This is a genomic window from Arthrobacter sp. Soil762 (genome assembly GCF_001428335.1).
Classification (GTDB): domain Bacteria; phylum Actinomycetota; class Actinomycetes; order Actinomycetales; family Micrococcaceae; genus Arthrobacter.
The window spans coordinates 237,928-258,828 of the sequence record NZ_LMSG01000019.1; the positions used below are offsets into that span (position 1 = coordinate 237,928).

Consider the following 20,901-nt stretch of genomic DNA (forward strand, 5'->3'; position numbering starts at 1 on the left):
ACATGACTGTTTCTTCCCTGCCCGACGCCGCAGACGCCGTCGTGTCTTCTACCGTGCCTGAACCGGCCCGGGAGCGGATCCTGCAGCGGCTGACCGAGGCCGGAATCGACGCGGATGCTTCACCGCGGCGGCTGGCCGAGTATTCCTACGACGCCTCCAACTACCGCGTGCAGCCGCAGGCCGTAGTGTTTCCACGGTCCGTGGAGGACGTGGTGGGAACGCTGGCGGCGTGCCGGGAAACCGGCACCCCGCTGATCAGCCGCGGCGGGGGCACCTCAATGGCCGGCAACGCGATCGGCCCCGGCGTGGTGCTGGATTTCTCGCGCCACATGAACCGGATCCATGGGATCGACGAGGCCGCCGGAACCGTCTCGGTGGATCCCGGGGTGGTGCTGGCGGTGCTTTCCCGCGAGGTGGAGCAGGCCACGGCCAACCGCTTCACGTTCGCTCCGGACCCGTCGTCCAAGAACCGCGCCACAGTGGGCGGTTCCATCGGCAACGATGCGTGCGGGAACCACTCCGTGCGTTATGGCCGCACGTCGGACCACGTGGTGGAGATCGACGTCGTCACTACCGACGGCGCCCGCCTCACCGCCACCGCCACCGGGCTGCGTGCCACCGACCCTGCCGACAGGGCCGCAGTGGTGCGCGCCGCCGCGCTCACCGACTCGCTTAGGGAACTGGCCCACACCAACCTGGCCGAGTTCCGGGTCGAGCTGGGCCGGATCCAGCGGCAGGTTTCCGGGTACCACTTGGACAACCTCCTGCCGGAAAAGGGTTTCAACGTGGCACGCGCACTGGCGGGGTCCGAAGGGACCTGCGTTGTCGTGACCGGGGCGCGGATGAAGCTGGTGCCCAAGCCAGCCAGCGCGCTGCTGGTCTGCCTCGGCTATGCGGACGTGGTGGACGCGGCACGGGACATCACCACCATCCTGGAGTTTTCACCGGCCGCCGTGGAAGGCATCGACGAGGCCATCGTGGACACCATGCGCTTCCGGCGCGGCGCGGACGCTGTACTGGGCCTGCCGGAAGGCAAGGCCTGGCTGTACGTGGACCTCGACGGCGATGACCCGGCCCAGGTGCGGGCCGAGGCTGACCGGCTGCTGGCCCGGCTCCGGGAAAACGGCCGCCTGGTGGCGGGCCGCCCGGTTCCGGACGCCGTGGAACGCGGCTCGCTGTGGCGGGTCCGCGAGGACGGCGCCGGGCTCTCAGCCCGGCTGTCCACCGGCGGCGAGTCCTGGCCCGGTTGGGAAGATTCGGCCGTCGCACCGGAAAACCTGGCTGACTACCTGGCCGATTTCCGTGGACTGCTGGACAGCTTCGGGCTGCAGGGGATCATGTACGGGCACTTCGGCGCCGGCTGCATGCACATCCGCATCACCTACGACCTGCGCACCGAGGAAGGCCGCGAGGTGTTCCGCCGGTTCTCCGCCGAGGCAGCGAAGCTGGTGGTCCGCCACGGCGGCTCGCTCTCCGGCGAACACGGCGACGGCAGGGCCCGCTCGCAGCTGCTTCCGCTGATGTATTCAGCACGGATGCTGGCGGCATTCTCGGATTTCCGCAGGCTGTGGGACCCCGCGGCCATCCTGAACCCGGGATCCCTCACAGATCCTGATCCGCTGGATGAGAACCTGGCGCTGGACGGCGTGCCGCAGCGCGAGTGGCGCACCAGTTTTGATCTGCGGCCGCTCCACGCCGGCGGCGGCTCCGCCAGCGAGACGGACAACCCGGCCGGTTCAGCCGGCAGCGGCCTGGATCCCTGGATCCACGCCATCCAGGCGTGCATCGGCGTGGGCCGTTGCCGCACCGACTCCGGTGGCGTGATGTGCCCCAGCTACAGGGCCACAGGCGACGAGAAGGACTCCACCCGGGGCCGGTCCCGCGTGCTGCAGGACATGGTCCGCGGCGCCCGCACGGTGGAGGAGGGCTGGAAGTCCGAGGAGGTCCGTGAGGCGCTGGACCTGTGCCTGTCCTGCAAGGCCTGCTCCAGCGACTGCCCAACGGGCGTGGACATGGCCACCTACAAATCCGAGTTCTTCGACAACTACTACCGGGGCCGCCTGCGCCCGCTCTCGCACTTCTCCCTGGGCTGGCTGCCGCGCTGGTTGAAGATCACGGGCCGCGTAGCGCCGCTGGTCAACGCCGTCCTGGCAACGCCGCTGGGCAAACTGGCCGCCGTGCTGGGCGGCCTCACCACCCACCGGGACCTGCCCCGGTTCGCCGGCGACGGTGAATGGCGCAAGGAGGTCGCCGCGGCCGGCGTGAAGATGCCCGCGCGGAACGCACAGGGACGGAAGGCGCCGGAACGGAAGAACGACGGCGGGACGCGCCCCGGCGGTGACCGTCCCCTCGGTGGTGCGGGAGCCGGCGTCGTGCTCTTTGTGGACACCTTCACCAAGGGCTTCCGGCCGGAGGTGGCCGGCGCCGCGGCCCGCGTGCTCGCCGGCACGGGGGAGCCCACCGAATGCTCGGCCGACGCGTGCTGCGGGCTGACGTGGATCTCCACCGGGCAGCTGGACACGGCCAAAAGGCTGATGGCCAACGCTGCCGAGGTCCTGGACGACGGCACGGACCGTCCCATCGTGGTGGTGGAGCCCAGCTGTGCCGCGGCGCTGCGGAAGGACCTGCCCGAGCTGGTCCACACGGACCAGGCACGCCGGGTGGCGGCGAGGGTCCGCAGCTTCGCCCAGCACGTGGGTGAACTGGCCGCTGCGGGCTGGACGCCCGCGCCGGCGGCGCCGCTTCCGGAACAGGTGGTGCTGCAGACGCACTGCCACGAATACTCGGTGTTCGGTGCCAAAACCCAGCGCGGCGCACTGGCCGCCATGGGCGTCGCGGACGTGGTGGATGCCACCGGCTGCTGCGGTGTGGCCGGGAACTTCGGGTTCGAGAAGGAGCATTACGACATCAGCATGAAGGTTGCCGAGCAGTCCCTCGCGCCGGCGCTGCGCACCACGCGTACCGATTCGGTGGTGCTCACCGACGGGTTCTCCTGCGCCATGCAGGTCAAGCAGATCGATGCCGAACGGCCCGGGCGGCATATCGCCCAGCTCCTGGACCCAGGACAAACAACTCCAGAACGAGCCTGACCACCATTGCAGGCTGACCCACACTTTGCCCCATCTTCAACGAAAAGGATTCCCGACATGACAACCCAGACAACCCAGACCGCCGGCATCTCGCAGCGCGCCCTGGACGCAATCGCCAAGGTCAACACCGGCCTCTTCATCGACGGCGAATGGACGGAAGCCGCGTCCGGCGCCCGGTTCGACGTGATCAACCCCGCCACCGAGGAAGTTATCGCCACCGTGGCCGACGGCGGCCCGGAGGACGCCCGCCGGGCCATCGAAACCGCCGGCCGGGTCCAGGAAGAATGGGCCAGGACCGCGCCGCGGGAACGCAGCGAGATCCTCCGCCGCGCCTACGACCTGATCATGGCCCGCCAGGACGAACTGGCCCTCATCATGACCTCCGAGATGGGCAAGCCCTTCGCCGAGGCCCAGGGCGAAGTGGCCTATGCTGCAGAGTTCTTCCGCTGGTTCTCCGAGGAAGCGGTCCGTATCGGCGGCGACGTCACCACCACCGGCGACGGCAAGAACCGCATCCTGGTCTCCAAGCAGCCGGTGGGACCGTGCGTTCTGGTCACCCCCTGGAACTTTCCGCTGGCCATGGGCACCCGGAAGATCGGTCCCGCGATCGCTGCAGGCTGCACCATGGTATTCAAGCCGGCCAACCTGACCCCGCTGTCCTCGCTGGCACTCGTGGACATCCTCATCGAGGCCGGCCTGCCCAAGGGTGTCCTGAACGTTGTCTGCACCACCAAGGCCGCTGACGTGGTATCCCCGTGGATGTCCAGCGGGATCGCCCGCAAGGTCAGCTTTACCGGCTCCACCGACGTGGGCGTCCGCCTGCTGAAGCAGGCAGCCGAGCACGTGATGCGCTCTTCCATGGAACTGGGCGGCAACGCGCCGTTCATCGTGTTCGAGGATGCGGACCTCGACCGTGCCGTGGATGGTGCTGTGGCGGCCAAGATGCGCAACATGGGCGAGGCCTGCACGGCAGCCAACCGGTTGTTCGTCCAGCGTCCCATCGCCGACGAATTTGCCCGCCGGCTGGCTGCACGCCTCAGCGCACTGCAGGTGGGCGACGGCGCCGAGGAGGGGACCGACGTCGGACCCCTCGTGGAAGAAAAGGCGCTGACCAAGGTGCAGGAGCTCGTGGACGATGCGGTGGCCAAGGGCGCAACCGTGGTTTGCGGCGGGTCCCGCCCGGACCGTCCCGGCTATTTCTACAGCCCCACGGTCCTCTCCGGCGTCAGCGCAGAGTCGGACCTGATGAGCCAGGAGATCTTCGGCCCGGTGGCCCCGGTGGTGCCGTTCGACACCGAAGAGGAAGTCACCCGGCTGGCCAACGACACCCCGTGGGGCCTGGTGGGCTACCTCTTCACGCAGGACGTGGACCGCGGCTTCCGCATGGGTGACGCCCTCGAGGTAGGCATGGTTGGATTGAACACCGGAATTGTCTCCAACCCGGCAGCACCCTTCGGCGGGATCAAGGCTTCGGGCCTGGGCCGAGAGGGCGGGCGCGTGGGCATCGAGGAGTTCCTCGAAACCAAATACATGGCCGTGCCCCGCGGCTGAGGCCGCCGCGATGCAAGCGAAAACTACCCCCTTCAAGGACGAACCAACGATGACCAGTCCCCAGCCCGTTTCCAACAGGCATCCTGAACCACTCAACGCACCAGGTGCTGAGCCCTGCACTGAAGAGGGCAAACGTTCCCTCCGCCGCTCTATCCTGGGGTCAGCCCTGGGCAACGCGGTGGAGTGGTTTGACTACGGCGTCTACGGCTACCTGACGATTTACATGGCCACGAACTTCTTCGGTTCAGTGGAGGGCGACGGGGGCCTTGGCGTCACGCTGACCCTCGCCACCCTGGCGCTGTCCTTCCTGGTCCGGCCCCTGGGCGGCCTGATTCTGGGGCCGCTGGGTGACCGGGTGGGCCGGCAGAAGGTCATGGTCCTCACCGTGACCCTGATGACGCTGGCCACCGGTGCCATCGGCCTGTTGCCCACGCTGGAGACCGTAGGCTTGCTGGCCCCCGTGCTGCTGCTGATTTGCCGCCTGGTGCAGGGTTTCTCGGCCGGCGGCGAATATGGCGGCGCGGCCGTTTACATGGCCGAGTCCGCGCCGGACCGGCGCCGCGGCTTCCTGGGCTCGTTCCTGGAGTTCGGCACCACCGTGGGATTCATCCTGGCGGCCATCGTCTGCACCTCGCTGATTGCCGTGGTGGGGGACCAGGGCATGGAGGACGGCTGGTGGCGTGTGCCGTTCCTGCTGACCATCCCGCTGGGGCTCACCGCCCTCTGGATCCGGACCCGGCTGGTGGAGGCGCCGGTGTTCTCCGAAGCATCCGAGCACCGGGAGACCATGCGCTCGCCGCTGCGGCACGCGCTCAGGCACAACTGGCGCCAGCTGCTGGTGCTGGCAGGATTCGTGGTCCTGCTGAACGTGGCGTTCTACCTGATCCTCGGGTACATGCCCACGTACCTGAGCGGACAGCTGGGGCACAGCACGTCACAGGGCAACTGGATGCTCGTGGCCATCATGGCCATGATGCTGGTGGCCATTCCGCCGGTGGGTGCGCTCTCTGACCGGTTCGGCCGCAAGCCGCTGCTGCTGGTGGCTGCTGCCGGGTACACGCTGCTGTCCGTCCCGGCCGTCATGCTGCTGGGCCTGCCCAACGTGGCCCTGCAGTTCCTGGGCCTGGCGGTGCTGGGGCTCCTGCTGGTGATCCTGGTGGCTTCGGTGTCCTCCACGCTGCCCGCGCTGTTTCCCACGGCCGTGCGCTACACCGGCTTTGCCATCGCCTACAACTTCTCCACGGCATTCTTCGCCGGCCCGTCCCAGACCATCGCGAACCAGCTGATCGAAACCACCGGGAACCAGCTGGTGCCCGGCTGGTACATGGCGATTGCCGGCGTGATCGGCCTGGTGAGCGTCCTGTGCATGCGGGAGACCGCGCAGGCCACGCTCCGCGGCGAGACCCTCCCCGGCGCCCCCGAATCGGTCGGCTTCCCGAAGCCCGGTTTTCTGGAACAGAACCGGAAGGACGCCGAGTCCCGCCGCGCCAGCGCTCAGATCTGAGAGTCCGTAAAGCACGACGCCGGTGCCCGGGTTGGGCACCGATGGTTGCCGGGTGGGCAAGGCAGTGGTCCAAGGCCAGCGAACGCCGGCACCGTCGCCGTCTGGAGCTCTACAAGCTCAAGAACCAGGCGGTGCAGGCCGAACAGGCCAGCCAGGCCCAGGTCGCCGCCCTGATGGCAGCGCATGATGCCAAGCGGGAGGCTGACGGTCTGCGGCCGGCCACACCGGAGGAGATGACGACGGCGGCCCGGCTGGCGGAGTACCGGGCGGCCGTACACAGCTTCGAGCTGGCGTTCGACGTCGCGGAACGGGAAGCCAAGCGGATCAAGGACAGCAATTTCACGGGGCCCGAACGCCAGCGGCTGGCAACGGCCAGGAAGCTGCTCAACATCGCCTCGGACAATGCCGCCACACCGGCGGAGCGGCAGACAGCCTACAAGCGCGCCCGGTGCGAGCTGGACGGTCTCATCGTCCTGCCCGAGGCCACGGTAGCTGCGCTGGAAGTGAAGATTGCCGGCGAACTGAACCCGCCGCACGCCCCGGAGTAAGGGAGTACGACGGCGGTACCAGGGTTGGGTGCGGGCGCCATCCGGCTGACCTGCGCCCAGGTAGCAACTAACCATTGACTGCGGGTTCCAGCGGTCTAACATGAGGCGCATCAGGACATTTCAAGGAGGAGATTAGTGATGTCACGCGCCGAAGTAGAGCAGCTTGACGACCGCGGAATGGCGGCCTGGGACCAGCACGATACGGCGGCGTTCGCCGACCTGCTGGCCGATGATTTCATTTTTACGGACGTGATGGCCCCTGAGCCGTTCCGCACGCGGGAGCAGGTCCAGGCCTACATGGACACCTGGTTCATGGCGTTTCCGGATATGCGCATCAGGGCCACCCGGCGGGTGGTCAGCGATGACGAGGTGGCGGCGGAGGTGGAATTCACCGGCACGAACACCGGTCCGGTGCGGATGGGGGACCAGGAAATTCCGGCCACGGGCAAATCCGTAGTGGGAACAGGAACCTATTTCGCTTCCGTCACCGACGGAAAGATCGCCTCGTTCCGCGCCCATCCGGATGTTGCCGCACTGATGGGGCAGCTTGGGCTGATGCCCGGGATGTGACCGGGGCACGAGGCTGGCCAGCGCCGGCGCCCAGGGGGTGGTGAGCCTTTCGCCGGTTTGCGGCGAGCTCGACTCGCCGCACGCCCCGGACTAGGTTCGTGACCCAAGGCAACCATGCACCAGACTTAGGGGCGTGACGCACAAACCCCGTCCCGGCCTCGCGATCGCCGCGCTCAGCCTGGGCACCTCCCTGAACCCGCTGAACTCGTCCATGATCGCCGTCGCCCTGGTGGTTCTGCGGGAGGATTTCGCGCTCGACGTCGCCACCGTTACCTGGGTGATCACCTCGTTCTACCTCGCGTCCGCAGCCGGGCAGCCGCTGATGGGCAGGCTTGCGGACCGTTTTGGGCCGCGCCGCCTGTTCACGTTCGGGATGGCACTGGTGGCGGTGACGTGCGCGCTGGCTCCGTTTGCGCCCAACTTTGCGCTGGTCTGCGTGGCCCGCGCGCTCATGGCTGTGGGGACGGCGACGGCGTACCCGTCCGCCGTCGTGATGGTCACCGAACTGAGCCGGCTGGCGAAGCTGCCGTCCACCCGTCCGCTGGGCCGGATCCAGATGGCGAACACGTCGGCGGCCGCGGTGGGACCCGTCGTCGGCGGTTTGTTGGTGAGCCTGCTGGGTTGGCAGGCGCTGTTCGCCGTCAACGTGCCGCTCGCGCTGCTGGCGCTGATTGTGGTGCACCGGGCCGCGCCGGCCGATTCCGGACGCGAAACCGGGAAGCTCTCCACCCTGATCCGGGACTCCGACATCCCCGGCATCCTGGCCTTCGTCGCCTCGCTGATGCTCGCGATGATGGCGCTGCTGAACGTGATGCCGGGCTACCGGTGGTGGCTCCTGGGCGCCGCAACCGTCATTGCCGCGCTGTTCGCATGGCGGGAGCTGCGCTTCCGCCCGCCGTTCCTTGACTTGCGGCTGCTGGGCCGGAACCGGCCGCTGCTGCTGGTGTATCTGGTGTTCGTGGTCTTCAGCGGCGTCTACTACTTTGCGTTCTTCGGCCTGCCGCAGCTGCTGCAGGAGGCGGGACGTTACGACGCCGGGCTGGTGGGCTTGCTGATGCTGCCCCTGGCGGCGATGTCCGTGGTGGTCACCCCGGTGACGGTTCGGCTGATTGAGCGGTTCGGCGTGCGTCCGGTGTTGATTGCCGGTGCGCTGATCCTGCTGGTGGCCTCGGGCGGGCTGGGGGCGTTGACGTTGTCCCTGTGGCCGCCGTTGGTGTTTGTGCTGACCGCGTTGATGGGTGTGCCGTACGGGGTGGTGAGCACGTCGTCGAACCAGGGCCTGTATGTGTCTGCCCGGCCGGAGGAGAGGGGAGTGGCGGCCGGTATTTTCCAGACCTGCCGCTACCTTGGGGCCATCACGGCGACGGTGCTGATCGGTGTGCTGTACGGGCCAGGCGTAAACCAGGCGAACTGGGGACTGATGGTCCTGGTGATGCTGGGGCTGGGTGCCGTGGTGCTGGGATTGGCGGTGGCGTGGAAGCGGAAACCGGGGGTTTAGGTGCGGTGAGCTAATGCGCGTTCACGTGGGCGGCCAGTTCGCGGCGCCCGGTCCGTCGAACAGCGCGCTCGTGCTGCTCTGGGGCACCACGACGTGGACGGCGTTGCGCTGGACGGTGAAGTCGGTAGGCGTCGTGGTGGCGATCTCGCCGTCGAGGTTCACCGGCAGCGGCTGCTCGGTGACCAGCCGGACAGCACGGCTGGTCAGGTGGTACACCCGGTCGTGTTCGATGAAGCTGCCGTCCTTGAGCAACCGTGCGATACTCACGTGCTCCCGGAGCGGCCCCGCCAGGATGGCGTAGATGTCAAGGGTGTGATCGTCGATTCCAGCCGTCGGGGAGACCGTGTTGCCGCCGCCGTAGTGCCGGCCATTGCCGACCGCCACCTGAAGCAGGTTGTCGAACTCCATCGTCTCGTGGTCCCCGTCCGGGAACTCGAGCCGGGCCCGGAACGCCTTGTGCCCGGTATAAGCGCGCAGGGTGGCAATGCCGTAGGCCAGCGGCCCGAGAAGCCGCTTCAGGCGGGGGCTGAGCGCTTCGGTAACAGCCACCGACAGGCCCACGGACGCTACGTTGAGGAATGGCTCGCCGTTGGCCCGGCCGAGGTCGATGTCCACCACCTTCCCGTCGGCGACGGCAGCGCATGCATCGGCAAGATTGTTGGGTATCTCCAGCGTGCGGGCGAAGTCGTTGGCGGTGCCCAGCGGAAGAACGCCGAGCACAACGTTGGTGCCGGCAACCCGACCGGCGGCGTAGGACACAGTCCCGTCGCCGCCGCCGACAACCACCAGATCGTGCCCGTCCGCAAGCACGCGGTCAAGCGCCCCGGCCAGGTCTGCCCCCGAGCGCACATGGTGGACGGAGGAGACCGGAACGCCTGCCTTGCGCATCGTGTCCACGGCAAGTTCGTGTGCCGCCCCTCGGCGTGATCCGGCGTTGATTACAACGGCGGCAGAGCGTGCGTCCCGGGCAGCCTTCATGTGGGCCATGTTAGGCGGTGGACCTGTGATTTCCTCTACCCCGCCACCGCAGCCTTCGCCTCCGCCGCGTGCTGGCCGCGCCGGAGTGGTTCAGGTTGGCAGGCCGGCCCTGATCTGGATGAGGGTGAGGTCCAGCAGTGGCGTCGGGGCGTTGAGGCTGCGGGCCCTGCCGGCAAGGTCGCCGAGGATGTGTTCGGCTTCCGATGGGAGCCCTGCGCTGAGGTCCCGGTACAGGGAGGAAGTGAATGCGGATCCCGGTTGAGCCAGTATGCCGACCGCTTGTGCATGGCCGGCGTCGGAAACGGGATGTCCTGCCGCGGCCGCCACAGCTTCGGTTTCACTGATGGCCTCCAGGATCCTGGACCGCCCGCCGGCCTCGATGATCCGTCCAACCGGCGCCCGGAACAGGCAGTTGACGATTCCTGCGGCAGCGATGAATACCCATTTCTCCCACAGGGCGCCGGCTACGTCGTCCACTACCGAGAAGTCGACGCCGGGCACGTCCAGAGCCTCGGAAACATCCGTGGGGACAGGGTTTCCGTTCAGCCCGCCCACCGTGAGGGAAGTGAGGGGCATCTGCTGTCGGACCACATCGCCGTCAAGAGTGGCGACGATCCGGGCCAGGCCGCCGAGCACCTGGCCCGGGTACAACTGCTCAAGCCGGTCCACATGGGCCATGCCGTTGAGGATGGGGATGATGCTGGTTCCAGCCCCCACGAAAGCGCCAATCTCGCCGAGGACGCCCTCAAACGCGGTGGCTTTGACCGTGACGAGGATCAGATCGAAGGCCTCTGAGCTGTCCGGTGCCGTGATGGTTTTTACCGGGTGCGTCCGGTCAGCGGTGGGGGAGATGAAGCGTAACCCGTCGCGGCGAAGGACCTCCTGCTTGCGCGGCCGCACCAAATAGGTGACATCCCGTCCCGCTTCCTGCAGGAGCGTGCCGAACGCCCCGCCTGTGGCTCCGGCTCCGACGACGAGTATCCGCATGGGTGCATACCTTTCCGGGTGTTCAGGGATGTTGACCGGGCATAGGAGCCAGGGAACAGCTGACGAGGCTTCGTATCCGATGTCCCAAGGCTAGGCGGTTTCAGCAGGACCTCCCACCCGCGGCACCTAACCGCAGCAACCTGGGCCCGGGCAGCTACCCCGCCACCGCCGCCTTCGCCTCCTGCTTGGCCTGCATCCACTCGCTCAGCCACGGGGCCCGGACGCTCGCGCCGTGTAGGGGATGACGTGGTTATCCGTAGCCGCCTTGCGTAAACGTGAGCCTTCCCACCTTATTCTGAGTAGCTCACATTAAGCCTGTAAAGTTAGGTACAGGCCACCGTAGCCCTTGAGTACCGCACCGGTGAACATACCCGGGCCAGCGGGGCAAGCGACACGACGCGCAACCGCCCTCCTGCTTGAGCGGCACAAGAACCTGTATGGCCCTTATCCCGAAACCCCACGGAGAACCCATGACTTTGCTGACCGAACGCCCCGCAACCTCCTCATCCACCACCGAAACCACTCTCAAGAACGCCACCCGGATCACTGCCGCTGACACCGCAGTGCGCGGCGGCAGCTACGTGACTCTCCCCGCCGGCAGAGTCCCCGCCGGCGTCGAGGGCAGCTACGTCACCGTCGCTGGCGGCCGAAACCTGGCCCCCGTCACCCGTGGCAGCTATGTCACAGTAGACGGCACTCCCGTTGTTGCCGCCGGCGTCATCGAGGGCAGCTATGTATCGCTTCCAATGGCGGCATAGAGCCCAGGCGCCCTGCGTGGGATAGCGCCACCGCGGGCTTAAAAGGAGGCCGACGGCGACACTGGGTGTCGTCGTCGGCCTCCTTTTTCGTGCCAGCCGGGCAGCTACCCCGCCACCGCCGCCTTCGCCTCCTGCTTGGCCGCCATCCACTCGCTCAGCCACGGGGCCCGGACGCTGGACGTGATGCGGCAGTCGGCCACGAAAGTTCCCTTCGCGCCGGCGTCGATCCAGTCCTGGAGCGCGCCAAGCCTCCTGTGCTCACTGACTGAATCTGGGCTATGACCCCTTTCATGGGGTTCGTGTGCACGGAGGGAGCGTCCTCCGCCCTGCTTGACGGGCATTGCTCCGACGGCGGCGCGCAGGCCACACTGGTCTGCTCGTCGCGGGTGCCGGGCGCGCAGGGGACGGGGCAGCATTTGGCACTGAACCGCTCAGGTACACTTTGAGAAGTGGTGCCAAAAGTGGCACCATATTCATATGGCGAGCATCGAGAAGATCGAACAGCAAGCTAGAAAATCACCCGAGAATGTCTCGTATAGCGACATGCTCAAACTTTGCGCTCACTATTTTGGCGAACTAGGTCGGGTTCTGGGAGCCACAACGCGATATTCAAAATGCCCTGGGCGGGGGATCCCAGAATCAATCTGCAGAACAAGAACGGTAAGGCTAAGCCGTATCAGGTCAAACAAGCCATAGCCGCCGTCGATCGGAGCAAGGAGAAGTAGATGTCCAGTCGAAAAGCAGCAGCCGTTCCGTCCCCGGTTGCGCAGTACCGATACTCGGTGCAGTGGTCACCGGAGGACCAGGAGTTCGTTGCCACTGTCCTTGAGTTCCCTTCGCTGTCGTGGCTGGACGAGGATCAGTTCGAGGCACTTCGCGGCCTCGAACGCTTGGTGTCCGATGTCATCGACGAACTTACGGTTTCTGGCGAACCGGTGCCGCAACCTATTGCGACCCAGACGTTTAGTGGCAGGCTTAACCTTCGGGTACCCCCTGAGCTTCACCGGAAGCTGGCGATTGAGGCCGCCAATCACGGAGTGCCCCTGAACAAATACGCTACTGAGTTGTTGACGGCCTAGCTGAAGACGGTGCGGAGCGGGCGCCGCGCGGCGGTCCCTGCGGGCAGCCGCACTGTCTCGGTCCCCATCGCCACGGCAACCAGGAACTTGGGGCTGCGCTCGCAGGCAACCACGGGGCCGCAGCCGGAGAACCCAGCGAGAATCCATGGTGCAACGAAGGCGACGCGGTCCACGGGAGCGGGACGCGGGCGCCATCCCAGCGAGGCCGGCATGGAGCTCATGGACGCCGTCCGGAAGTCCTTCCAGGACGCACCGGAACTCTCCGCCGTCGTCTCCGAGTGCGGGAGCCTGGCCGAACTGCCGCTGGTGCTGCAGCTTGCCCGCCGCCGGGGGCGAACCGGGTCTCCATCGAGCACCCGTCGCAGATCTTGCCGGCGTGGTGGAGGGCCTGCCCGGGCCGGGATTGGTTGCGATGGCGCGGCGCCTCCTGGGCCCGTTGATGTCCGACGGCGGCACGGCCTTGCGCGAAACGCTTGAGGTGTACCTGCGGCACAGCGGGAACACCAGCGAGACCTGCGGGGAGCTCTTCATCCACCGCAACACCCTCACCTACAGGCTGCGCCAGATCGAGGAGGTTCTGCAGCTTGACCTGGATGACGGCGAAGTCCGCGCCACCTGCCTGCTGGCGTTGAAGATCGTGGCCGCGGCGCCCTAGGGGGCGGTCGCGTCCGCCGGCACCCGGGCGGCGCTGCTCTCCCGCACGTGCAGCGTGGGTTCCAGCCTCGCAGGTTCAGGCTTCTCGCCACTAAGCACACGTTGGATGAGTTGCACTGCCGTCCGTCCTATGTCCGCCATCGGGGAGTAGACCGAGGTCAACTGGATGGGTAGTTCGGCGGCCAGGGACGTGTCGTTGTATCCCACTACGGCAACGTCCCTTCCTGCGGTGAGGCCATGGGAGCGCAAGGCCCCCATCGCTCCAATGGCCGCAAAATCGTTGACGGCGAACAGGGCCGTGGGGCGCGGTTTGCCCCTGGCTAGTATTTTTTCTGCGGCCTCCCGGCCGCCGGCCGTGTCGAACCTGGACCACACCACGTCGTCGTCCGAGATGGCGCCGCCCAGGGAGCACCAGCGGTCAAGGAAGCCCGCAGTGCGGTCGACTGCGGTGCTTGCGTACGGCTCGCCGGCAATCACCGCCACGTGCCGGTGGCCCATCTCCCACAGGTGCGCGGCCACCAGTTCGCCGCCCACCACGTCGTCGCAGGTGGCGGACGGGTATCCCGGCACCCTGCGGTTCATCAGCACGAACGGGACTTTCCGGTCGGTCAGTTCCTGCAGAAGGCTGCCGTCCAGATGGGCGTCGCCAATAATCAGGCCATCCACCCGGCGCGCCAGCATAAGGTCGATTTTCCGCCGCTGTTCTTCGGGATCGTCGCGCGAGTTCATCACGAACGCGGAATACCCCACCTCGGCTGCAGCCTCATCGATGCCCTCATACATGATGGCCAGGACCAGGTCCGAAAGCCGCGGGACGATGACGCCGAGCAGCTTGGTCCGCCGGGTCCGCAGGCTGGCCGCCTGGGGGTCGGGGGAGTAGCCGAGCTTGCGCGCCAGCTCACGGACGCGCTCGGCAGTGGCGGCGGAAGCGGCGCCTTTGGCCACATCCGAGCCCGAATGCAGGACCCTGGAAACGGTCGAAGGATGGACGCCCAGCTCCCTGGCCAGATCCTTCAGCGTGACCGTGCGGCCGCCGTCTGCCTTTTCTTCCATGTCGCTCTCCTGCCCAATAGAGGTCTCTGTAGCCCAGGTCTTTCCGCCCCGGGATGTTACGTGCGGCCCTTGACGTGACTCCCTTCACATCCTATAGTCGTTTTCAACGTTACCCAAACGTTTGGGTAAGTGACCCAAAACCTCTCCCGGCGCCGCCACCCTTGATGCCGAACCCCTTCGTCCACGCACTTGCGCGCTTTTCCGCGGAAAGTAACCCAATCGATTGGGTTGCGGACCTCAAAGAGAACCACCGGAGCTGAAAATGACTGATACCGACTCCCACGTCGTGCTGCTGGCCACTGGAGGCACTATCTCGTCGCGTTCTTCCGTTGCCGGTGGCGCCGTCGCCTCCGATACCGGCGAGCAGGTGTTCAAAGCACTCGGTTCCCCCGTATCCCACCCCGTGCGGGTCCTGGATGTGTTCCAGAAGGGGTCTTATCTCCTGACATTCGAAGACATGCTCAGGATCTGCACCACCATCAAGGAAGTCCTCAAGGACCCCAAGGTACTGGGTGTGGTGGTGACCCACGGGACGGACACCATGGAGGAAACCGCCTACCTCGCGGACCTCACCCACAGTGACGAGCGGCCGGTTGTCTTTACCGGCTCGCAGCGCGCCGCAGACTCCGAGGCTCCCGACGGCCCGGACAACCTGGCCCGCGCCATCGCCGTCGCGGGTTCTGAAAACGGCAGGGGAAAAGGCGTGTTGGTGCAGTTCGCGGGCACCATCTTCCCCGCCGCCGGCGTCCGGAAAAGCCAAACTATTCTGCTCAATGCTTTTGCGAACCCCGATTTTGGGGTACTTGGGCAGGTATCAGCCCAGGGAGAAGTCGCAATGGCGGGCAGTGGCAGCAGGCTTGAAGCCCTGCCGCTGCCCCGGCCGGGAAGCAGCTCCCCCCGGGTGGACGTCGTTGCCGCATACCCCGGCGCCGGCTCCACCCTGATGCACGCCGCGCTCGAAGGGGGAGCAGCGGGCATCATCCTGCAAGGCACCGGAAGCGGCAATGCGAACACCAGCCTCTGCGCCGAAGTCGCCTCTGCGGTGGCATCCGGCGTCGTGGTAGTGACGAGCACCCGCGTGGATGCCGGACCCGTGGTCCCGATCTACGGCGCCGGCGGGGGCGGTGAGGATCTCCGCGCAGCCGGGGCCATCGGATCCGGCCACCTCCGGCCGTCACAGTCGCTCATTCTGCTCAGCCTCCTGCTCAGGATCAACCCTGACCGGGAGCGGATCACCGAAATCTTCACCCAACGAGGGAGGCCTCCTGAACCTTCCGAATGACACCCACGAACACCCCCGTTTTATACGAATTGAAAGGAAAATCTAATGGCTAAGGACATTCAAGTCGCCTTCGGCGTGGACGTTGATGCAGTGGCGGGCATGCTCGGTTCCTATGGAGGCGAGGACTCCCCATGTGACATCTCCCGGGGCCTGTTCAGCGGCGAAGTCGGGGGACCTCGGCTGATCCGGTTGTTCGAGAAATACAACCTCCCGGCAACCTGGTTCGTGCCGGGCCACTCGATCGAGACTTTTCCGGAACTGACACGGATGATTGTGGATGCCGGACACGAGATCGGCGTCCACGGATACTCGCACGAAAACCCGATCGCCATGACCCGGGAACAGGAGACCGCCATCCTGGACCGCTCGATCGAACTGATCGAGAAGGTTTCGGGGCGCCGGCCCACAGGCTACGTCGCCCCGTGGTGGGAATTCTCGCCCGTCACGAACGAAATCCTCCTTGAACGCGGCATCAAGTACGACCATTCCCTGATGCACCGCGATTTCGAACCGTACTACGTCCGCGTCGGCGACTCATGGAAGAAGATCGACTACGCCAAGGACGCCGAAACCTGGATGGAGCCGCTGGTGCGCGGACAGGAAACGGACCTGGTGGAGATACCGGCCAACTGGTACCTCGATGACCTGCCGCCCATGATGTTCATCAAGGCGGCCCCGAACTCGCACGGGTTCGTCAACCCCCGCGACATCGAACAGATGTGGCGGGACCAGTTCGACTGGGTCTACCGGGAAATGGACCAGGCGACCTTCACCATGACCATCCACCCGGATGTCTCCGGCCGCCCCCAGGTCCTGCTCATGCTCGAACGACTCATCGAACACATCAACTCCCACGAGGGCGTCAACTGGATGACTTTTGACCAGATTGCCGACTCCTTCCTTGCCCGCAGCCCCCGAAAGGAAAACATCTGATGACTACGCAGCAGAATGAGGTCGATCTGACCCAGCCGGCACCCGGCGAGAAGCGCCGCTTCCCAGTCTTTTCCAAGCGTGATACCAGCATTGCCACTGTTCTTGCGTTGCTTGCCTGGACTGTAGCTGTTTTTGACTACGGGCTCTTCGGCACGCTCCTGCCGGCGATGCAAGAGGAGTTCGGCTGGACCGAAACGGAAGCATACGCGCTGAACACCTGGATCGCGGTGGGTACCGCTGTCGTATGCTTCGGCATCGGACCGGTCATTGACCGCCTCGGCCGACGTAAAGGCATGATGACCACCATCGGGGGGACCGCCGTCGTTTCCGGGCTGACGGCCCTGATCCCGACAGGGATCCCGTTCCTGAGCAACGGCCTGATGGTGCTGATCCGTTCCTTCGGCGGGCTCGGATTCTCCGAGCAGGCCGTGAACGCCACGTACATGAACGAGGTCTACCAGGTCACCGAGGTGGCCGATAAGCGCAAGCGTCCCGGCTTCCACTACTCCTTCATCCAGGGCGGTTGGCCGCTGGGGTTCCTGCTTGCCAGCGCGTTGGCTTTGGCGTTCCTCCCGTCGCTGGGGTGGCGTGCGCTGTATCTCGTAGCTACTGTTCCGGCCGCCATCATTGTGTGGGTCATTGCCAAGAAGCTGAAGGAAACCCCGCAGTTCGAGCTGCACCACAAACTGACCGCACTGGAGAAGGGCAACAGGTCCGAGGAGGCACATGCCCTGGCAAGGTCATACGGCGTAGAGCACTCCTCGGCGGCCCCGCTCAAGCGCATCTGGGAGCCGCACCTGCGCCGGAACACGATCGTGTTCTCGCTGGCCTGGATCTTCAACTTCTTCGGCATCATGATCTTCAGCATCCTCGGCAGCTCCGTGCTGAAGAACGCCAAGGGCGTGGAACTTTCCGACGCCTTCTGGATGCTCATCGTCATCAACATGCTCGCCTACTTCGGTTACGTCTTCCACGGCTGGCTGGGGGACAAGATCGGCCGCAAGCGGACCATCATCGGCGGCTGGATCCTCTCCGGCATCTCCTTCACCATCATGCTCAGCCCCATCGCCACCAGCCCGTTCATGATCATCGTCACCTACGGCGCCGGACTGTTCTTCCTCGTCGGACCCTACGCCGCGATCCAGTACTTCATGGCTGAGTGCTACCCCGTCAGCTGCCGCGCCACAGGCACAGCGTTCATCGGCGCCATGAGCCAGCCCGGCGTGATCCTCGGCGGGGCACTGTTCACCGCTGCAGCAGCCGGGGCCGGAACCGGGCCGGCCGCGTTGTGGGTCGGCGCTGCGGGAACACTGTTCTCCGGACTCCTGATGATCGCCGCCAAGCCCCCTGTTGAAGCTCTTCTGGAGGACCACCCCCATGACGTCCCGTAACAAAGTCGCCATCATCACCGGCGCCGCGAGCGGCATCGGCCGCGCCCTCGCCGTCCACTACGCCCGCCAGGGAGTGGTGTCAGTCATCGGCACCTTCCCCGGCGACCCCCACGACCCGGAGGAGACCCTGCGCCTGGTCAAGGAGGCCAACGGGGAGGCGGTGATCCACGAAGTGGACGTCCGCACCACCGCGTCCGTGGATGGGCTGGCACAGCGGGCCGTGGACGAATACGGCCGGCTGGACTACGCCATCGCCAACGCCGGAATCCTCCGCAACTCCCCGCTGGGGGAGATGACGGACGAGCGCTGGCACGACATGCTCAACGTGGACCTCACCGGCGTGCTGCGCACGCTGCGTGCCGGGGCGGAGAGAATGACCGACGGCGGCGCGCTGGTTGCGGTTTCGTCCATCGCCGGCGGTGTGTACGGGTGGGAGGAACACGCCCACTATGCAGCCGCCAAGGCCGGCGTCCTGGGCCTCGTCCGCAGTGTGGCCGTGGAACTCGGGCCGCGCCAGATTCGCGCCAACGCCGTCATCCCCGGCCTGATCGAAACCCCGCAGTCCCTGGATCCGGTGAATTCGCTCGGGCCGGAGGGGCTGCAGCGGGCCGGGAAGGACATTCCGTGGGGCCGGGTGGGAACACCGGAGGAAGTTGCCAGTGTGATCGGGTTCCTCACCTCCGACGAGTCCCGCTACATCACGGGTCAGGCGCTGGTGGTTGACGGCGGCCTCACCGTGAAGATGCGCGCCTGACAGGGCGCCGGACAGGGATAAGGACACGATGAACATATCGACTAATGCAGCTGACCAGGTTTCCAGTGACGGAAGGGCGGTGGTGGTCACCGGCGGTTCCAGCGGAATCGGCAAGGCCATCGCCGAGGCGTTCGTGGCCAACGGGGACCGGGTGGCCGTGCTGGACCGGGCCGGCGGCGACGGCGACGGCACCATCCGCGTGGACGTTGCGGATGAAGCCAGCGTGCGGGCGGCCTTCGCCGAGGCCCGGGACAGGCTGGGCCCAATCGACGTCCTGGTCAACAGCGCGGGCCTGCTGACGGAGTCTCCGCTGGAGGAAATGTCCCTGGCCATGTGGAACGAGACCCTCACCGTGGACCTGACCGGCGTGTTCCTGTGCTGCCGGGAGGTGGTGGGGGAGATGCGGCAACGGAAGTGGGGCCGCATCATCAACATCGCCTCCCAGCTGGCCATCAAAGGCGGCGTTGGGCTCACCCATTACAGCGCTGCCAAGGCCGGCGTGGTAGGGCTTTCCAAGGCTCTTGCCTTGGAGACGGCGGCGGACAATGTCCTGGTTAACTGCATTGCCCCGGGCCCGATTGAGACGCCCCTGGTGGAGGGCATTTCGGAAAGCTGGAAGGCCGCCAAACGCGCCGAACTGCCACTCCGGCGCTTCGGGCGCCCGGAGGAGGTGGCCCCTGCCGCCGTGCTGCTGGCCAGCGACCCGGGCGGAAACCTGTTTGTGGGACAGACGCTGGGGCCCAACTCCGGCGACGTCATGCCGTAACGAAGGAGAGCCACATGTGCGGTGCCTGCGGTAGGACTACCGTTGCCGACCCTGCCCTGGGACCGGTGCGGACCATGCGGCAACACCTGATCGTGGCCGGCACGATCAACGCGGTCTGCACCGGCCTCCCGGGAGCGCCGAAGGTGACTGCACTTAGCGACGGCTGGATGATGACGGGCCCCTCCGGTGTCTCCAGGCAGTGCCAGACCCTCGAACAACTGTGGTCCGCTGTGCTCGGCTGCTTCACTGCAGCGTCGGTCCTCGACCGCCTGCGCCAACGCCGGCACGCGTACGCAGCTGATCCAGCCAATGCCGGCCTGCCCGCGCTCGCAGCTGGGGTTGTGCCGGACCCGGCTTACCCAATTACTGCCACTAACTTCCAAGGAGAAGTTCATGACTGACTACAACCCGCTCTGGTCACCCATCAGGATCGGTCCCACAGAACTGGACAACCGGGTTGCCTTGGCTCCCATGACGAGGATCAGCGCCACCGAGGACGGGCATGCCACAGAAAGAATGGCTTCCTACTACCAGACGTTCGCGCGCGGAGGCTTCGGGCTGCTGATCACGGAAGGCATCTATCCGGACACCGCCCACAGCCAGGGCTACCACTACCAGCCAGGTATCGCTACCGAGGAACAAGCCCAGTCCTGGGCGAAAGTTGTGGACGGCGTTCACGCGGCGGGCGCTAAGATCTTCGCCCAGCTGATGCATGCGGGGGCGCAGAGCCAGGGGAACCGGTTCGTGGCCTCCTCGGTAGGGCCTTCGGCGGTGGCACCCAAGGGGGAGCAGCTGGGGTTCTACCGGGGTGAAGGCCCCTATCCCGTTCCTTCGGAGATCACCACGGACCAGATGAAAGAGGTCCGGGATGGCTTCGTGACGGCCGCGCTGCACGCACAGCAGGCAGGTTTTGACGGCGTTGAGATCCATGGTGCCAACGGGTACCTGCTGGACCAGTTCCTCACGGACTACCTGAACCAGCGCGACGACCACTACGGCGGCTCACCCGAAAACAGGGTGCGCTTCGCTGCCGAGATCTGCCGTGACGTCCGCGAGGCCGTGGGCCCGGGCATGACGGTGGGGATCCGCGTCTCCCAGTCCAAGGTCAGCGACAATGACCACAAGTGGAGCGGAGGAGTGCAGGAAGCCCAAGTCATCTTCGCCACGCTGGGCGCCACAGGAATCGATTTTGTCCACACCACCGAATACCGCGCCACCGAGCCCGCGTTCGAGGATGCTGAGGAAACCCTGGCTGCGCTGGCCAAGCGCTACTCGGGAGTGCCCGTGATCGCCAACGGCAAGCTCGACGCTCCGGACACCGCGATGTCCATGCTTGCCGGGGGCTCAGCCGACGTCGTTGCGCTGGGCAAAGCCGCGCTGGCCAACCGGAACTGGCCGCACCTTGTCCGGAACAACCTGGAATTCGACGACCTCGATCCTTCCGTCTTCGCTCCCTTCGCGGACGTTAAGGACTGGGAACTGGAGGACCCAGCGTAAGCAGAGTCG

Annotated in this window: 20 protein-coding genes; 16 read left to right on the forward strand and 4 right to left on the reverse strand. The window is 66.3% G+C overall.

Annotation, left to right across the window (positions count from 1 at the left end):
• The first annotated feature begins 2 nt into the window (after positions 1 to 2).
• The 6 genes from ASG77_RS15110 to ASG77_RS15135 all read left to right on the forward strand — a co-directional run bounded on the left by ASG77_RS15110 (position 3) and on the right by ASG77_RS15135 (position 8,760).
• Positions 3 to 3,089, forward strand: coding sequence for an FAD-binding and (Fe-S)-binding domain-containing protein (locus ASG77_RS15110; RefSeq protein WP_056346912.1), 3,087 nt, complete (start codon positions 3 to 5; stop codon positions 3,087 to 3,089).
• A 57-nt stretch (positions 3,090 to 3,146) separates the two neighbouring features.
• Entirely contained in the window at positions 3,147 to 4,640 is a 1,494-nt protein-coding gene (locus ASG77_RS15115; protein ID WP_056346915.1) for an NAD-dependent succinate-semialdehyde dehydrogenase, read from the forward strand.
• Positions 4,641 to 4,689: 49 nt separating this feature from the next.
• Positions 4,690 to 6,144 (forward strand): MFS transporter, encoded by a 1,455-nt coding sequence (locus ASG77_RS15120; protein ID WP_056346917.1) that lies wholly within the window; start codon positions 4,690 to 4,692, stop codon positions 6,142 to 6,144.
• A 41-nt stretch (positions 6,145 to 6,185) separates the two neighbouring features.
• Positions 6,186 to 6,692: a hypothetical protein gene (locus ASG77_RS15125; protein WP_056346919.1), complete on the forward strand. Its 507-nt coding sequence runs from the start codon at positions 6,186 to 6,188 to the stop codon at positions 6,690 to 6,692.
• A 138-nt stretch (positions 6,693 to 6,830) separates the two neighbouring features.
• Positions 6,831 to 7,262: an ester cyclase gene (locus tag ASG77_RS15130; RefSeq protein ID WP_056346921.1), complete on the forward strand. Its 432-nt coding sequence runs from the start codon at positions 6,831 to 6,833 to the stop codon at positions 7,260 to 7,262.
• A gap of 133 nt (positions 7,263 to 7,395) precedes the next feature.
• A complete protein-coding gene (locus ASG77_RS15135; RefSeq protein ID WP_056346923.1) occupies positions 7,396 to 8,760 on the forward strand; it encodes an MFS transporter in 1,365 nt (454 codons plus the stop codon).
• Positions 8,761 to 8,781: 21 nt separating this feature from the next.
• Here the strand turns inward: ASG77_RS15135 and ASG77_RS15140 are convergent, their stop codons facing one another.
• Together ASG77_RS15140 and ASG77_RS15145 are read right to left on the reverse strand one after the other, a co-directional pair.
• Positions 8,782 to 9,738, reverse strand: a complete 957-nt coding sequence (locus ASG77_RS15140; RefSeq protein ID WP_056347356.1) for a lipid kinase — start codon at positions 9,736 to 9,738, stop codon at positions 8,782 to 8,784.
• A gap of 90 nt (positions 9,739 to 9,828) precedes the next feature.
• Positions 9,829 to 10,725, reverse strand: coding sequence for a ketopantoate reductase family protein (locus tag ASG77_RS15145; RefSeq protein WP_056346925.1), 897 nt, complete (start codon positions 10,723 to 10,725; stop codon positions 9,829 to 9,831).
• A 470-nt stretch (positions 10,726 to 11,195) separates the two neighbouring features.
• Between ASG77_RS15145 and ASG77_RS15150 the strand changes: the two genes are divergently transcribed.
• On the forward strand, positions 11,196 to 11,483 hold the full coding sequence (locus ASG77_RS15150; RefSeq protein ID WP_056346927.1) for a hypothetical protein: 288 nt from the start codon (positions 11,196 to 11,198) through the stop codon (positions 11,481 to 11,483).
• A gap of 725 nt (positions 11,484 to 12,208) precedes the next feature.
• Positions 12,209 to 12,562, forward strand: a complete 354-nt coding sequence (locus ASG77_RS15160) for a type II toxin-antitoxin system HicB family antitoxin (protein WP_056346931.1) — start codon at positions 12,209 to 12,211, stop codon at positions 12,560 to 12,562.
• Here the strand turns inward: ASG77_RS15160 and ASG77_RS22140 are convergent.
• Positions 12,559 to 12,783, reverse strand: a complete 225-nt coding sequence (locus ASG77_RS22140) for a hypothetical protein (RefSeq protein WP_056346933.1) — start codon at positions 12,781 to 12,783, stop codon at positions 12,559 to 12,561. The genes ASG77_RS15160 and ASG77_RS22140 overlap by 4 nt on opposite strands.
• Positions 12,784 to 12,878: 95 nt before the next feature.
• Between ASG77_RS22140 and ASG77_RS21435 the strand changes: the two genes are divergently transcribed.
• The gene (locus ASG77_RS21435; protein ID WP_200950777.1) at positions 12,879 to 13,217 is read left to right on the forward strand and encodes a PucR family transcriptional regulator; all 339 of its coding nucleotides are present in this window, start codon (positions 12,879 to 12,881) and stop codon (positions 13,215 to 13,217) included.
• On the opposite strand, the gene ASG77_RS15175 is transcribed toward ASG77_RS21435, so the two are convergent.
• The gene (locus tag ASG77_RS15175) at positions 13,214 to 14,269 is read right to left on the reverse strand and encodes a LacI family DNA-binding transcriptional regulator (protein WP_056346937.1); all 1,056 of its coding nucleotides are present in this window, start codon (positions 14,267 to 14,269) and stop codon (positions 13,214 to 13,216) included. The two genes, ASG77_RS21435 and ASG77_RS15175, sit on opposite strands and share 4 nt — an antisense overlap.
• A gap of 262 nt (positions 14,270 to 14,531) precedes the next feature.
• Between ASG77_RS15175 and ASG77_RS15180 the strand changes: the two genes are divergently transcribed.
• From ASG77_RS15180 to ASG77_RS15210, 7 genes are read left to right on the forward strand one after another with little or no spacing between them, the layout of a single operon-like run.
• Positions 14,532 to 15,551 carry an asparaginase gene (locus tag ASG77_RS15180; protein ID WP_056346940.1) on the forward strand — a complete coding sequence of 340 codons (1,020 nt, stop codon included), beginning with the start codon at positions 14,532 to 14,534 and terminating at the stop codon, positions 15,549 to 15,551.
• Positions 15,552 to 15,596: 45 nt separating this feature from the next.
• Positions 15,597 to 16,484, forward strand: coding sequence for a polysaccharide deacetylase family protein (locus tag ASG77_RS15185; RefSeq protein ID WP_056346942.1), 888 nt, complete (start codon positions 15,597 to 15,599; stop codon positions 16,482 to 16,484).
• Entirely contained in the window at positions 16,484 to 17,875 is a 1,392-nt protein-coding gene (locus ASG77_RS15190) for an MFS transporter (protein ID WP_056346944.1), read from the forward strand. The genes ASG77_RS15185 and ASG77_RS15190 overlap by 1 nt, the downstream gene beginning before the upstream one ends.
• Positions 17,862 to 18,629, forward strand: a complete 768-nt coding sequence (locus ASG77_RS15195) for an SDR family NAD(P)-dependent oxidoreductase (RefSeq protein ID WP_056346946.1) — start codon at positions 17,862 to 17,864, stop codon at positions 18,627 to 18,629. Before ASG77_RS15190 ends, ASG77_RS15195 begins: the two co-directional genes overlap by 14 nt.
• 28 nt (positions 18,630 to 18,657) lie before the next feature.
• Positions 18,658 to 19,395 carry an SDR family NAD(P)-dependent oxidoreductase gene (locus ASG77_RS15200; protein ID WP_056346948.1) on the forward strand — a complete coding sequence of 246 codons (738 nt, stop codon included), beginning with the start codon at positions 18,658 to 18,660 and terminating at the stop codon, positions 19,393 to 19,395.
• Between the two features lie 14 nt (positions 19,396 to 19,409).
• Positions 19,410 to 19,796, forward strand: coding sequence for a hypothetical protein (locus ASG77_RS15205; RefSeq protein WP_056346950.1), 387 nt, complete (start codon positions 19,410 to 19,412; stop codon positions 19,794 to 19,796).
• Positions 19,789 to 20,892, forward strand: a complete 1,104-nt coding sequence (locus ASG77_RS15210) for an oxidoreductase (RefSeq protein WP_056346952.1) — start codon at positions 19,789 to 19,791, stop codon at positions 20,890 to 20,892. The genes ASG77_RS15205 and ASG77_RS15210 overlap by 8 nt, the downstream gene beginning before the upstream one ends.
• Positions 20,893 to 20,901 lie beyond the last annotated feature (9 nt).